Annotated in this window: 10 protein-coding genes and 1 tRNA gene; 1 reads left to right on the top strand and 10 read right to left on the bottom strand. The window is 40.7% G+C overall.

What is annotated here, in order from left to right:
* Positions 1-243: 243 nt before the first annotated feature.
* Together ACFE90_RS27230 and ACFE90_RS27225 are read right to left on the bottom strand one after the other, a co-directional pair.
* On the bottom strand, positions 244-789 hold the full coding sequence (locus tag ACFE90_RS27230; RefSeq protein ID WP_375505533.1) for a hypothetical protein: 546 nt from the start codon (positions 787-789) through the stop codon (positions 244-246).
* Positions 790-1,170: 381 nt separating this feature from the next.
* A complete protein-coding gene (locus ACFE90_RS27225; RefSeq protein ID WP_375505532.1) occupies positions 1,171-1,527 on the bottom strand; it encodes a winged helix-turn-helix transcriptional regulator in 357 nt (118 codons plus the stop codon).
* A gap of 445 nt (positions 1,528-1,972) precedes the next feature.
* Here ACFE90_RS27225 and scyF point away from each other — a divergent pair, with 445 nt between their 5' ends.
* Positions 1,973-3,184, top strand: coding sequence for a scytonemin biosynthesis PEP-CTERM protein ScyF (scyF, locus tag ACFE90_RS27220; protein WP_375505531.1), 1,212 nt, complete (start codon positions 1,973-1,975; stop codon positions 3,182-3,184).
* Between the two features lie 286 nt (positions 3,185-3,470).
* On the opposite strand, the gene ftsH2 is transcribed toward scyF, so the two are convergent.
* The 8 genes from ftsH2 to ACFE90_RS27180 form a co-directional block, all read right to left on the bottom strand.
* Entirely contained in the window at positions 3,471-5,357 is a 1,887-nt protein-coding gene (ftsH2, locus tag ACFE90_RS27215; protein ID WP_375505530.1) for an ATP-dependent zinc metalloprotease FtsH2, read from the bottom strand.
* A 362-nt stretch (positions 5,358-5,719) separates the two neighbouring features.
* Positions 5,720-6,214, bottom strand: a complete 495-nt coding sequence (locus ACFE90_RS27210; RefSeq protein ID WP_375505529.1) for a hypothetical protein — start codon at positions 6,212-6,214, stop codon at positions 5,720-5,722.
* Positions 6,215-6,406: 192 nt separating this feature from the next.
* Positions 6,407-7,852 carry a glutamate--tRNA ligase gene (gltX, locus tag ACFE90_RS27205; RefSeq protein ID WP_375505528.1) on the bottom strand — a complete coding sequence of 482 codons (1,446 nt, stop codon included), beginning with the start codon at positions 7,850-7,852 and terminating at the stop codon, positions 6,407-6,409.
* 138 nt (positions 7,853-7,990) lie between these two features.
* Positions 7,991-8,064: transfer RNA gene (locus ACFE90_RS27200), tRNA-Asp, on the bottom strand.
* 259 nt (positions 8,065-8,323) lie between these two features.
* Positions 8,324-9,850, bottom strand: a complete 1,527-nt coding sequence (locus tag ACFE90_RS27195; RefSeq protein WP_375505527.1) for a serine/threonine protein kinase — start codon at positions 9,848-9,850, stop codon at positions 8,324-8,326.
* 101 nt (positions 9,851-9,951) lie between these two features.
* The gene (locus ACFE90_RS27190; protein WP_375505526.1) at positions 9,952-11,580 is read right to left on the bottom strand and encodes a serine/threonine protein kinase; all 1,629 of its coding nucleotides are present in this window, start codon (positions 11,578-11,580) and stop codon (positions 9,952-9,954) included.
* Positions 11,581-11,866: 286 nt separating this feature from the next.
* A complete protein-coding gene (locus ACFE90_RS27185) occupies positions 11,867-13,051 on the bottom strand; it encodes an esterase-like activity of phytase family protein (RefSeq protein WP_375505525.1) in 1,185 nt (394 codons plus the stop codon).
* Between the two features lie 130 nt (positions 13,052-13,181).
* Positions 13,182-14,642 (bottom strand): TM0106 family RecB-like putative nuclease, encoded by a 1,461-nt coding sequence (locus ACFE90_RS27180; protein WP_375505524.1) that lies wholly within the window; start codon positions 14,640-14,642, stop codon positions 13,182-13,184.
* Between the last annotated feature and the right edge of the window lie 213 nt (positions 14,643-14,855).

The following is a 14,855-nucleotide window of genomic DNA, read 5'->3' as shown; positions in this document are numbered from 1 at the left end:
TCAACAAGCAAATGCGTACGCTCAACAAGCAAATGCGTACGCTCAACAAGCAAATACTTTGCTGAGGCTGAGATTAAAGGCGCTGTACGGCACTGTATCACCCCTCAATCAGGCTTAAATGCATAGTTATATCATCTTGGGGGTAAAGTGCAGCGATGCTTTCTCTACGAGACGCTACGCGAACGGCGGGCATAGCCAACCAACTTGCGAAAGCTAAGAAAGTAAGTTTGATGATATTTCAGATCAAGAACAGCCTTCAACAAATTCAACTTCCGGTAGTTTACCTGACCGAGACTGAGTAACACGCTTACCATCAGTCTCAAATATTACACGATAGTTCTGGTCAGATTGGTCTTTTGGGATGAATGTTAGGTAATGTCCACCTTCGACGTATTTATGCGGTGTGACTTTAATTTGTCCTGGATAAAGAGATTTGATCCGTGCTTCGGTGTCGCCGATTTTTGCACCTTTTAAGGTAGTAATTTTGCCATCTCTCCACACATCTACCCTAGAAATGCGACCTTCTGTAACCATGAACCCAAGATTCTTAGGTTCCCATTCCGGCTTAACATAGTAGCAATTGTTATTAGCTGAATCGCCAATTAGCTTAGTACCAGCAGCCTTTGCCGCTTGGGAAACAGTCATCCCAACTCGAACTTGTCCAACACCATTGATGAATAATTTCGATTGATTTGTCAGTTTTGTCTGTGCTATAACTGTGCCGACAGTTAGAGAAGAAAGAGCAACCGTTACGATACCAAGACTCAGTAATTTAGCTTTGCTATTCATTTGCTGCAAATAAAATTGGGTATATGTTTATATACAATACCTATGTTATCAGTTTCGGATTTTTAATCTGTTGAATAGTGGAATTGGTCTACTACTTTAATCAAACCAACAAATTAATATTACGATTGAACTTCTGTAAATCCTCTTAATGAAGTTATGACTGCTCAATCATTTATTAACGCTTACAGAAACGCAGAAAGCACCAATATTGTAGTTAAGGATTAATGCAAGTTAGAATTTCTGAGCTTATTTCCTCACTACAAGTTTTCCCAAATTGGAAAATTGGACAGCACGGTGGGTAGGAAAGGGCGTTCCAAACATCGATTTTGGAGCAATTGTTCCTAGCAAATTTTTTAACCTAACTCAATGTTGCAGTTCGTATTATCCTTTCACTGACGGTTTTATCTTTTCCTGCTCCTGTGCATACCATTTATGGGCGATCGCTTCAAGTTGATCTAAAACTACAATCAAGTCTTGCGCTCGTTCTGTTAGACCATAAGTAACTTGAGGAGGAATCATCGGCTTATAAACGCGGTAAACGACCTCTGCCTCCTCAAGCATTCGTAGCCTCTCAGTTAAGACTTTTGATGATATCCCTTCAAGCTGACGTTTTAAAGCACCAAACCGAGTAGGGCCTTTGGAGTGCAAAATCCAAAGAATGGTTAGTGTCCAAGGCCCAGTTAGCAAATTTGTTAATACGCCAATGGGACAACTTGTAGGTTCGTTAAATAGAGGCATAAATAGTTTATCAGGGGTGATTTAGTTACTTTAAAGTACCTACTTTACATTTTTACTAGGTAACTTATAGTAACTATTGAAGTAACTAATCCGTTATAAGTTTGGACAGCCGCTATCGTACCTCTATCAGGATTAAAAGAATCCTACTAAGCTAACGCGCCTACATATTGCACAAACTCCGTGTAGACCGTCATTAGTCATTAGTCATTAGTCCAGAAGTGTTTACTAAGGACAAAGGACAATTGACTTTGGACAACCTCACCAGTTGATGTGCAATCTTATTTGCTTAACAGCTTATCTGACAAACAAAGCAAGTAACAGTCGTGTGTGATTGATGCAATAATTGGCATCTGTGTTGCTGACGTAACAGTGTGCAATTGCACAGTTGTTTTTGCGCTTGTTTAGGAACAACCGTTAAAGTTGCATAATCTAGGAGTTCAACTGTATGAAAGCAGTAAAAATTTTCTCAGTAGCTATTGCCAGTGCTGGATTCTTACTTTTGGCAACCGCCGTCGAAGTTAAGGCTGTTAGCTTAAAATACAATACTAGTATTGGTAGACCTGCTAACCTAGCTCAAGGGGAACTTCCAGGAACTCCAGGGACGCTTGCTACTCCTCAAGGCGTAGCCGTACAGGAATCAACTGGCAACATCTTTGTGGCTAATGGTCGTGGTATTGATCGCATTGATGTATTCAGTAGCTCTGGTAACTATCTTAAAGGAATTGGTGGCACTGGCAGCGGCCCTGGACAGTTCGACGAGCCAGCAGCTATAGCATTCCAGCCAGGTACTGGAAATCTCTATGCAGGTGATGTTTTCAACAACCGTATTAATGTATTCAATTCTAAAGGTAACTATCTCAAATCCATTGTTGAAGGTCAATTTGGCGGTCTAATTGAGGGGAGGCTATTTTTTGGGCCATCAAGTATTGTATTCGATAAAGGAGGCAATGGTTATGTGGGTGATTTTAGTAATGATCGGATAATTAAAATTAATCCCGATGGTGAGATTATTGGTAGCATTGGTAACTCCGGCAACCAATTAGGACAGTTCCAAGGCCCAGCAGGCATAGCAATATCCCCAGGTAGCGGAAACTTTGTTGTGACTGACCAGTTCAATAATCGCGTTCAGATACTTAATTCAGAAGCAAAGCCTATCAAAACATTTGGCGAAGCTGGCAGTAAACCTGGGCAGTTTAATCAGCCTGTTGATGTCGAAGTAGACAAGTTTGATAATATCTATGTGATGGATTTGATTAATAGCAGAGTCCAAGTTTTTGATAAAGACGGAAACTTTTTAAGTGAATATGGTAAAGCTGCGGCTGGACGACCTCCTCAGCTAGGTGAGCAATCGCCTTATGGCGACCCTCTTGACCTCACACCAGGTACATTTAACTGGACAGCTGGCTCGGATTACAAAAATGGCAAGCTTTATGTAGGTGACTTTTTCCAAGGTCGCATCCAAGTTTTAGATGTAAATAATACTCAAAGCACTCCAGTCCCCGAACCTGACTACTCATTGGGTTTAGCTGTCTTGGGAACTGCTGTAGCTGTTGCTAAATGGCGTAAAAATCAAAAGCAAAAGCTCATTGAGAGTCTAGAAAAACGATTGGGAAAAAGCCCAGATACAGAACAACAAATGGAAAAAACCTTATACTAATTCAAAATTCACGCATTCAAAATTCTGTTAGGAAGAAAACTAGATATCACAGGGTTTGAGAGTGTATATCTATTCTTTTTTCAAATTGGGATTACTTTAGAGGTATGGTATGACATTAGTGGAAGACAAATAGCCGTTAAACTAGCGTAGCTGTCACTCGTTGTCTACCAACCCAAAAATGTACTACAAAATTTCACATAAAAAATGAGGATGGTACATACCATCCTCATTTAATTTTTTACTTCTTTTATCATTCCCAGGCAAAAGACTGGAAATAAGCCAGCTACTACAGTTGCGGTATGTACTGCTGTTTCTCAGGGACTTCAGCATACTCAGCGACAATCTGACGGAATTCTTCGCCGTCAATGGTTTCTTTTTCGATAAGCAAATCGACTAAGCGATCGGTGACAGTGCGATGGTCACGGATAATCTTCTTGGAGTTTTCATAGCATTCTTCCACGATCGCTCGGACTTGTCCATCAATGCGAGAGGCGATGGATTCGGAATACTCAGATCGGGTTGTCCAGTCACGACCCAAGAACACTTCACCCTGCTGGCTTTCCAACGACAATGGACCTAAGTCAGACATCCCGAAACGAGTCACCATTTGCCGCGCCATCCCCGATAACTGCTGCAAATCTCCACCAGCACCAGTTGTGACTTCCGCAGCCCCAAAAATCACCTCTTCAGCAGCGCGACCGCCCAAAGCACCAGTAATCCTTGCTTTCAACTGAGAACGAGAAATTAACCCTTGTTCTTCGTTGGGAGTAAACCAAGTTAAACCCTGTGCTTGTCCTCTTGGAATCAAGGTGACTTTCTGCACTGGGTCATGGTCTTTTAACAAAGTCCCAACCAAAGCGTGTCCGATTTCGTGGTATGCAATTAAGCGCTTGCTCTTGCTGTCTACCAAAGGAGTACCTTCCATCCCAGCGACTACCCGATCTACGGCGTCATCAATTTCGCGGAGGGTGATAGCTTCTTTGCGTCTTCTAGCAGTCAGAATTGCCGCTTCGTTGAGTAAGTTAGCTAAGTCAGCACCAGTAAATCCAGGAGTACGGCGAGCAATCGCATCCAAAGATACACTAGGATCTAATTTCTTGTTCCGCGCATGGACTTGTAAGATTTCCAAACGTCCTTTAATATCGGGTGCATCGACAGTTACTTGTCTGTCAAAGCGACCGGGACGTAACAAGGCTGAGTCTAATACGTCGGGACGGTTGGTGGCAGCAATAATAATGATGCCTGTATTACCTTCAAACCCGTCCATTTCGGTGAGCAATTGGTTAAGGGTTTGCTCTCTTTCGTCGTTACCGCCACCGATACCAGCGCCCCGTTGCCGTCCAACTGCGTCAATTTCATCGATGAATATGATACAGGGGGCGTTATCTTTGGCTTTCTTGAACAAATCGCGGACGCGGGATGCACCCACACCAACGAACATTTCCACAAATTCCGAACCGGAAATACTGAAGAAAGGTACGCCTGCTTCGCCTGCGATCGCTTTTGCTAGTAAAGTTTTACCAGTTCCAGGAGGTCCAACTAACAGCACTCCCTTGGGAATCCGTGCGCCTACAGCAGTAAATCTTTCTGGCTGCTTGAGGAAGGTGACAACTTCTTGCAATTCTTCCTTAGCTTCTTCAATCCCGGCTACGTCATCAAACTTGACCCCGGTTTTCGCCTCCATTTGGAAACGCGCCTTGGATTTGCCGAAGTTCATTGCTTGACCTGGCCCGCCGGGAAGATTGCTTGAACGCCGGAACAAAAAGAACAGCCCGGTAATCAATAAAACTGGGAATATGAGATTGCCCAACAATCCCCAAATTGCGCCATCATTCCGCATGGGGTGAGCATCAAAACTAATGTCTTTTTCTTTGAGCTTGCTAATTAACTCAGGAGCGTTAACAGGCAAATCCACACGCCACCTTTGGACACGATTTTCGATGTCTGGATCGCGGGCTTCTATAATTGCTGTCCTACCGCCTTCGTACAGATCCACGCTGGTGACGCGATCGCCATCCAAGTATTCTAGAAAGCGACCATAAGTCATGCGCGTATTGGCTGCATTCTTACTCATGTCGGTAGGAGCGCCTGCAAAGGCCCCTTGCCAAAAGAAAAAACCAATTACCAAAGCAGGCAATGTCCAGAGTACTACAACTTTCCAAGAGAATTTCATCTTAATTTGCCTCTAGATGCCTATACAACTCATCAGCCTCAGCAACCGAATGTTCATCACTCTGTCACTCTAAGCTGTTAAACGGATGTCTATAAATCCATTTTGTTTAATTTGATCTCTTATATGCACTGCCATACAGCGATTGGCGCATTATGGCGATGCCAACAAGAATCTTAATCAAAGTTAACTTAATTTTAATACAATATCGCACGAGAAAAGGGAGCGCAACGGGATGCAAAGACACGGATAATTTCTTTAGAATGCTCCTTGTGTCATTCCAGCCTCTTTCAATCATCATTAGGGGGAGTAGGGAGTGGGGAGGGAGAAATAACTAGTGCCCCATGCCCAATGCCCCATATTCCCTACTTAACTTCTGTAATTTGTAGAGTGTAAGGAAGATACTTACCTTCTTCGTAGGAACCAACCCAAACTTCGTAATTTCCAGGCAGCCATTCACCACTAATGCCAGCATTTTTGCCATCAGAATCGTCATTGCACCAAGTACCACCGGGCCCCTTGATAATGATGGTGGTGTCTTCAGGACTTTGCACTTGCAGCTTTAGGTAGTCAAATTTACTTGTTAGCGCTAATGTGTGGTCTGGTGTTTCATCAACAAAGCCAGTGCAAGGGCCAGTGGCTGTTTCACTTCTGGCACCTACTTGACTCCCAGATATTGAACCACCACTCATCCCGCGAACTGTCAGGGGATCTGGAGAAAACTGAGGACTAATGGTGACATCTCCAAATATCGTTGGCGCTTCCTGAGCATCAACCGCAGCATTTACTGTCGATGTGATGAACAACATAACTATCATGAACGATAATCTCATCCCACTATTGAGCGCTTTTATTGGCATTGTAATTACGTTCGCTTCTAAGTGTTTTTGAAGACATGAATTTTACACACCAAGTTCCCAACGTGAGGAGAATTGACTACCTATTTTAGATTTGAAATTGGGGAATAGAAAATGGGGGAAGAATTCTTATAATTCCTCACTCACTACTCCCTACTCCCCACTCCCAGATCCATCTAAAATTTGTTGTAATCGCTAATTAGCTTCTGTTATTGCCTTACTCAAGCGTGACTTATCTAAACCAATCTGATTTAGTAGTAACCAAGATTGGATCAAGTCGGGGCCATGAACATCTCCAGTTAAGGCTGCTCTGAGCGATCGCATTACCAAGCCTTTTTTGACTTTTTGCTCTTTCACCACTTGTTTAATAATGTCCTGGGCGGCGGCTTCGGAGAGTTGCGGCTGATTTTCTAAAGCTGTGACAATCCCCTCAAGCACAGCAGTAGAACCTTCTTGCTTGAGTTGTGTACTACCTTCGTCGCTAAATTCAACTGTGTCAGTAAAAAACAGTTGGCTTTGAGGTACTGCATCTACTAAACGAGTCAGACTCTGACTAATTAAAGTTACAAGCTGTTCTAACCAGGCGCGATCTCTTCCACCATCAAATTTATACCCAGCCGCTTGCCAATAGGGTATAAGTAAATCTGTGAGTTTATCTACTGGCGTCTTGTGGATATACTGACTGTTCAACCAATCCAGCTTGTCCCAGTCAAACTTTGCACCTGCTTTATTTACACGCTCAAAACCAAATTCTTTCGCTGCTTCTTCTAAGGTAAATATTTCTTGCGTCGAGTCTGGTGGCGACCAACCCAGCAATGTCATGTAATTCACCAAGCCATCAGCAATAAAGCCCATTTGCTGAAAGTCAGAAATAGAAGTGACACCATCTCGTTTAGAAAGTTTGCGCCCTTCCATGTTCAAAATCAGGGGCGTGTGGGCAAACTCCGGAATTTTTGCACCCATTGCTTCATACAGTAAAATTTGCTTGGCGGTATTGGCGATGTGGTCTTCTCCCCGGATGACATGGGTGATTTGCATATCAATGTCATCCACTACAACTACAAAGTTGTATAAAGGTTGACCGCTACCCTCTTCTGAGGCGCGGGCGATGACCATATCACCACCTAAATCGCTACCTCGCCAAGACATTTTTCCCCTTACTAGGTCGTTCCAGACAATTTCCTGCCCATCTTCGATTTTGAAGCGAATCACAGAGGAGCGACCTTCTGCTTCAAATGCGGCGCGTTGTTCTGGCGTGAGGTTGCGGTGACGGTTGTCATAGCGAGGAGCTTCGCCTCTAGCTTTTTGGGCTTCTCTTAGAGTTTCTAGTTCTTCAGAAGTGGTGTAGCAGCGATAAGCTAATCCTTGATCTAGCAGTTTTTGCACTGCTTCCTTATAAAAATCCAGGCGTTGAGATTGGAAAAAAGGCCCTTCATCCCAGTTAAGCCCTAGCCAACGCAATCCTTCAAGAATATTGTCGGTGTATTCAGGACGCGATCGCTCTAAATCTGTGTCTTCTATTCGCAATATAAATTTACCGCCGTGGTGGCGGGCAAATAACCAGTTAAATACAGCTGTTCTAGCTGTACCAATATGTAAATTTCCAGTTGGACTTGGCGCAATTCGGACTCTGACAGTCACAGTTAATTCTCTCTTTCGCAAAGCATGATAAATGTAGCTTATATTCAAACCCTGAATTCTGGTTCAATCCCTTTAGGGAATTCAAAATCCAAAATCGTCGAACTTTAGTTCAGTAATTCACTACTTATAAATTTTTAACGGGACTGACGGGGCTCGAACCCGCAACTTCCGCCGTGACAGGGCGGTGCTCTAACCAATTGAACTACAGTCCCTTGTTTGGCAACTTTGCTATTATCACTATTTTTTTTCTACTTGTCAAGTGTTTTGGAGTGGAAAATTAGCAATTATTTTTGTCCCGTCTCTCCCCAATACTGTTCGGATAAGCTCTTGAGGCTCTTGAAGAAAGAGAGTTATTGTTCAGTAATTCTTCTCTTTACCTGCTTCTGTTCTCCCCCTGCCTCCCCTGCCTGCCTCAACCAAAAAATTCCTTAACCGAACGGTATTACGTCTCTCCCAGGTGCGGATTTTTCCTTAAATAGAGCTTGATAATACAACCTGTGGCTGTGATTCCAGATGCTGCAATATGCGGGATTGCATTTGTTTATACTGCTGCTTTAATAGCTGTTTGCTCAACTGGGGTTGAGAAGCGGGTGGTAGACTATGAATTTGTTGCGCCCAGTTTTTCAACATTTGTCGCTGAGTTGGCTCGATGCGACTACTGAGAACGTTGGTGCACGAATGTGGTGCTTCCAGAGTAAAGAAAATTAAAGGATAGTGTTCATTTTCAGCCAGGAAACTTACCAGCCTAAGATTTTGGGGATTTTGCATATCTAAGTAGCAAGGTAGCCACTTAGGAGCCAATTGCCGATTGTAGAGTACAGTTACCCACAACAGCATTGGGTGAGGGGATGTCATGAAGATAAAGTGGTTATAACGGGTAGAAAGAGCATAGTTTTTGATTTCTTGTTTAGACAACATCAACCATAGGGCTGTCATAGATCCTTGTGCGGTGTCTAGAACCTGAGGAAAAACAATTTCTTGAATTGGTTTATTCTGAGGCCACAAAAGTTTCCGACAGCTTTGTTGTACTGTGATTGCTAAACCTGAATCTAAGGGACGGCTAAGGATAGAACTAGGGGGTAAAGTTGTAGGTATACTGGGAGAATTAGACTCTTCTAAACTATTTAAGACTTGCAAAATTTGAGCGATATTTTGTGGGCGATCGCAAGATTTTTTCGCAATACAAGACATGATTAAATTATTTAGCTTATGAGGTATTTTAAGAGTAGGTTTAACCTCTGAGATCGCCTTTGGTTGCTCAAAGTGATGTGCTTTATACCAAGCACCAAAGTAATCAGTTTCTGGTTTCCAAGGTTTTTTGCCTGTAAGCATTTCAAACATCATCACACCCAAGCTATAAATATCAGAGCGACTATCTAATTTTTCCCCATCTAGCTGTTCTGGAGAACAGTAGGGTAAAGTGCCATTAAATCCTTTGCTTGTACTAGCTGTTGATGCATAATTCAAAAATCTAGCAATACCAAAATCGAGAATTTTAACTAACTGGCCCAATATCGGATCGGGAATAACTAATATATTAGCAGGCTTGATATCTCTATGAACTAACGGACAAATTTTGCCATCAATGTTAATGCCTTGATGGGCGCACTGTAAGCCCAAACAAATTTGGCGGGAGAGAGTCAAAAACATGGGCAGTGATAGCGGAATTAAATCCTTTAAACTCTTACCACATAGATATTCCATAACATAGTATGGTTTTCCTTTCTCATTCACACCATAATCATACGCCCGTACTATATGTAAGCTCTTTTGACTCAAAGCTGCACTCATTAAAGCTTCACGAGCAAAGTCTTGTTGCATTTTGTTATCGACAACAGTTTGAGTCAAAAACTTGATAGCAACTGGTATGCCTCCTAACAAAATATCATTTGCTAAAAAAACTTCACCCATGCCACCGCTACCAATTAATTGCTTGAGTTGATAACGATTGGCAAGCAAGCCCGTACTACTTGGAGATGTAAATGGGCTTTTATTCACTTTATTCACCTCTGCTGCTGAGTCTATTTAAAGTTAGCAATACACACATAAAAATATCATCAGGTAATGGTAACAAGCATTTTTATTTTGATAGCAGACTTTCAAGGACGTGATAAAAGGTTTAAAAACATCTCCAAAAATTTATCGATCCAAATTTTTAAACCTTCTGTCTCAGATTTTTGCTCTGCGGCTAACTTATGTAAAATGTCTAACTTCAGTTTTTCATAATCTGCTTTTAAAAGATTTTTGGCTTGATTATACAGAACTAATTCATTTGAATGTTGACTCATGTCTAAACAATCTATAAGTTGCTGGCGCTGGTTACCCGTAAGGCTTAAAGTTGTTACATGAGAGCAACGAGTTGGATCTTCTATGGCAAAAAATAGTAGATGATAGTAACCTACTTCCGCTAAAGTACGTGCTATATTCTGGCCTTTATTATCTTTCAAATCCAGAAAATAAGGTAACCACTTAGTCATAGAAGGTTGGGTATCATATAGTACAGTTACCCACAATAGCATCGGGTAAACGTTTATTTTACTAATAAATTCAGTACCATGTATTTTATCCAAAAATTTTGTAATTTCTTGTTTGGGTAACATTGCCCAAAAAGTTGGTATAGCTCTTTCAGTTGTTTGTAGTAAATGGGGAAACCCTATTGGCGCAATTGGTTTATTTTTAGGCCAATTCTTCTGCAAACACTCTTGTTCTGATAATAAAGTTGAAGGTACTAATTGAACCGGAAATGAAAGTTGAATAATGTCACTGCTATTGCTAGGAATCCCATCATTAATCTGAATATTAATTTTTTTTAATTCTTCTAATATTTGGTTAATATTTTGAGGGCGATCGCTTACATCTTTAGCTAAACAACTCAGCACTGTTTTTTCTAATACCTGCGGGATTTTGACTTGCGGATTCACTTCCTCAAGAGTGGGTGGAATTTGAAAGCGATGCGCTTGATACCAAGTACCAAAGGAGTTACTTTTTGTCTGAATCTGAAATGGATGCTTTCCTGTCAGCATCTCAAACATTAGTACTCCCAAACTGTAAATATCAGAGCGGACATCTAGCAATTTTCGCCCTTCCATGTGTTCGGGAGAACAGTAAGGTAAACTGCCAATAAAAGAATCTGTTAGCGTCATCCCACTTCGCTCTGTTAAAAACTTGGCAATACCAAAATCTAGTATTTTAACAATTTCTCCCTGTTTACTATCTTCAGTAATGAATATATTTTCTGGTTTAATATCTCTATGAACAATAGGATAAATCTCTCCTTTGAGGCTGATACCTTGGTGGGCACATTGTAAGCCTAAACAAATTTGATTACAAATCTCCAAAAATTTCGATATTATTAAGGGCTGAATTTGAAGAATTTGTTTGAGATTTTTTCCTTGCAGGTATTCCATTACATAAAACGGAGTTTTATCTTCAGTAATACCATAACTTAATATGCGAACAATATGTTTACTTTTGCGCCCCAATTGAGCGCCGATAAAAATCTCTCTAGCAAAGCGTTGGGACATGTGCTGGTTCGCCAAACTGAGTGATAAAATTTTGACTGCGATCGGCATACTACCTTTAGCAGTATCTTCTGCTAAATAAACTCTACCCATCCCACCTTTGCCAATCAAATCTCTGATTAAATAGCGATTATTTAAAAACTGTCCAATGTAATTGTCTAATTCTGCTTTTTGCCCTACCATATTCTCAATTTTATTTTGTGACATAAAAATTATTTATGAAAAATATTGTTGGCAAAATACTTCAATAAGTCTTAGCTAATTATTAAATTTAAATTTATAAACTATCATAATTTGTAGAAAATTAATCATATTCTATAATCATGGTTAATCTCTCGGAAAAATCTCCTAAATATTGTGTAACATATCTATTAAGCAATACGGTTGAGAAATTACACGTAAACTACAAATAAGCTAGATAAAGCTGGCTAGTAGATTCCGTGAATACACAGGAAAAAGTAAATGGCATTAAAACCCTGATACCTCTGTATGCCTAAGGGTTGAGATTCGGGAGTAAACGGTGTAATAATCTGATTAGTGGTGTTTCAATTTTAATTTTAAAGGCTAGTATCTGGGTGCGTTGCAAGGAGTTGAAATTGTTATCACTGATGAGAATTAATGATTGCTGACCATCAGGTAACTTAGGGCCAAGAGTTAAGCCTTCAATATTATCTAGCAGTACATCTAGGGTTCTCAAATCTAACAGCAGTTTTTTCTGAACTGGTTTAATATTTTTAGAGCCAACTGCTAAAAGGCTGTCTATCTTATGAATATCATCAGCTTTTTCTAAAGAAACCTGAAATAGAGAAATAGCAAATCCTAAACCAGTAAAAGACCGTTCTAAACTTAGGAAGTGTCCTTGATTATCTAGAGCAAGTAAATCAGGTAATCCACTAGCGAATTTGCCAGTCACATTCAAAAAGGGAGAAACTGATTCTGTTTGGTAAAGAAATTCCTTTTCTGGCTGGTTGTTGAGCAAGTTGTATTGCAAAATCCGACAAGGAGTACCGATGTTAGCTTTTGCTGCGACACCATCTTGAATTAGAGCATTTTCGGTAGCTGTGAATAGATACTTTTTATCGGGTGTAATGGTAAGGCTTTCAAAAGCCAAATTGTTGCGGATACCTTGTTTACCGCTTTTATTAGGCAAAAATTTGTTTGGTATGGGAAGTGTGGTAATTTCTTTACCAGAAGATAATGAGAACTCTTTAATAAAAGGATTAATTAATTTTGCAGCATCGCCTTCAGAAGAAATAAATACAGTTGCTTTATTAGTTAAGGTAATACCTTCTGTATCAGTTTTACCAGGGCGAAATGTTTGACCGTTTTCATTTAATAATGTGGTAACACCGACAGGAACAATTTTACCCTTTTGTAGAGAACCCTTGCTTAAGTCGATTGTCAGGGTGTAAAAACGGGCATTAGCTTTTTGTCCACGGTCATCGGAAATAGCATAATAGAGGTTGTTTTTGGCATCATAGGTAATTCCAGATAGACCTCCAACTTCAGTTTTTTGTAAGTTTAAACCTTTTGCTAAAGTAACTTCTCCGATAAACTCTATGCTACTTATTTCAACAGCATTTATGGGTAAAAAATTGAATAAAAGAATGATAATTATAACTGGGATAAAAAAGTAAATAATTCTTGGAAGTTGGAATATATTTTTAATTAGCTGCATATAGTTTTTGTTGAAGTGGGAAAATTATAAATGAGATATCACGCTAAAGCAAGCAGGGTTTACATCTGTAGACCGCTACAAATAACATGTATTCTAAGCAATTGAAACCTTTTAAAAAATCCGAAATTACTTAAGCTAACCGCAAACCGTATTCATTCTGAAAAAAGTTTACAAGCCAGTTTTTCACTTTCAGGGTAGCGCGACAGTCATCTTCGTTGTAGCTTTGGATAATTTCTAGTAAGCTGCGATCGCCTGTTTCTAGCCACTGATCATACCAGTAAATACATTTAGCACCACTAGCTTCTTTTTCCCGCCACTCGAATCCTAACCAACGAGCGATCGCTTTCAGGGCATAACTTTCTACAGGCAATGCTACACTTTGGGTTAATTGTTCATATACATCCACAAATCGATTCAGTACAGGACGCACTAAGGAGGAAGGAGTGTTGTAAAGCCTTGCCAACCGTTTGACTGTATCAAACTCGTAGACACAAAAATGATAAATTGGCGCTTCGGGATATTGCCAAACCAAATCCAAAAATTGCTGCCAAACTAATTGTTCGTCTTCTGGTTTATCTGCTAAAAACGAGTAAAATTGTTCTGTATTGGCAAGTCTATCAACGACCAAAACCCCTAAAAGATAATTTAAATTTAAGTCGGGCTGTGCCTCAATATCAAAGTAAAGCTCTATGGGTGCTGTGAATGTAATATCTTCTGTTGGTAGCGGGTATGGTAAGATTAATGGTCGTTTTTCCAGTGAAGATTGAGCTTGTACTATCAGTTTGGGCGCAACTTCTGTGTCAAAACCAAGCAAGTTTTCTAAGGTGCTAGGACTGGTGTTAGCCAGAGATTCTAGTGTGGTGATGGCTACGTCTTGGAGTTGAGTGTAGCGAAGAGGTGTTACACCTGGTAATAATGAGAGATGTTTTTCAGATTGAGCAATCGCATAACATTGACTATACCAATGGCAAAGATTGCACTTTTGCCGAGAAATAAACACCTCTGGCGGATTTGGTAACTCTAAAACTTGAATAAACTCCTCCAGAATCTGCTGCATCCGTGGTGTCCATTTGAGCAAATCCACAGGATAATTTCTCTCTTTGGTACGCAATATCAGCCAAGCTGTTTCTGGTGCCAAGTCTTGTATTGTTGCCAATACTTGGGCGTGAAATGCGGCAACAACTTGATATTCTTGCTTAGGACGCTTACCCAGTTCAATACTAGCCGGAACATACATCCAATCTCCAAAGCAAGATTTTCCTGGTCGTTTGACGAGTAAATCTGGACGACTTAGCAGAGTGTATCCTTCAGAATAAGTTGCTAACAAAACTCCCTTATAGATGTACTCAACCCCACGCTGCATCAATTCTAAAGTTGCTGCCTCTGCCGCTTCCCAGTTTCCATAAGAATAATCTGGTTGGTGATAAGTCACCTTTGCCAAAGCACTCAGCTGATGAGCGATTTTGTCTTGTTGCAGTTTTTGCAGCAACTCATTGGGAGCATCACGCTGACTTTTGTCACCGTGGATATCTAGAAAAGTCCGACGTTTACAACGTTGGTATTGCAGTAGGAGTTCAGCATTAATTAGCATTCTTTTAAGTTAACAAGAATTAGTACAGTCTGGGAGTAACTCAGACAACTAATGATGGAGTGGGAGAATGGAGGAGATGAGGAGGATGAGTAAAAAATAACTAACGATCAATAGACCTCTTGCATAAATCAAACAATTTGAACCCCACCCCGCCAAAACTACGCTTTGTCTCCCCTCCCGAAGAGCGGGGAGGGATTGGGGGAGGGGTTAGGG

The organism is uncultured Nostoc sp., from assembly GCF_964245445.1.
In the GTDB taxonomy this organism is placed as follows: Bacteria; Cyanobacteriota; Cyanobacteriia; order Cyanobacteriales; family Nostocaceae; genus Nostoc.
Note: the sequence above shows the minus strand (reverse complement) of the source record. Positions and strands in the feature narration are given on the sequence as shown.

What these genes read in the sequence shown, in the direction of transcription:
- ACFE90_RS27230 (WP_375505533.1), bottom strand. Translation starts at nt 789, where the DNA reads ATGAATAGCAAAGCTAAATTACTGAGTCTTGGTATCGTAACGGTTGCT.
- ACFE90_RS27225 (WP_375505532.1), bottom strand. Translation starts at nt 1,527, where the DNA reads ATGCCTCTATTTAACGAACCTACAAGTTGTCCCATTGGCGTATTAACA.
- scyF (WP_375505531.1), top strand. Translation starts at nt 1,973, where the DNA reads ATGAAAGCAGTAAAAATTTTCTCAGTAGCTATTGCCAGTGCTGGATTC.
- ftsH2 (WP_375505530.1), bottom strand. Translation starts at nt 5,357, where the DNA reads ATGAAATTCTCTTGGAAAGTTGTAGTACTCTGGACATTGCCTGCTTTG.
- ACFE90_RS27210 (WP_375505529.1), bottom strand. Translation starts at nt 6,214, where the DNA reads ATGCCAATAAAAGCGCTCAATAGTGGGATGAGATTATCGTTCATGATA.
- ACFE90_RS27190 (WP_375505526.1), bottom strand. Translation starts at nt 11,580, where the DNA reads ATGTCACAAAATAAAATTGAGAATATGGTAGGGCAAAAAGCAGAATTA.
- ACFE90_RS27185 (WP_375505525.1), bottom strand. Translation starts at nt 13,051, where the DNA reads ATGCAGCTAATTAAAAATATATTCCAACTTCCAAGAATTATTTACTTT.
- ACFE90_RS27180 (WP_375505524.1), bottom strand. Translation starts at nt 14,642, where the DNA reads ATGCTAATTAATGCTGAACTCCTACTGCAATACCAACGTTGTAAACGT.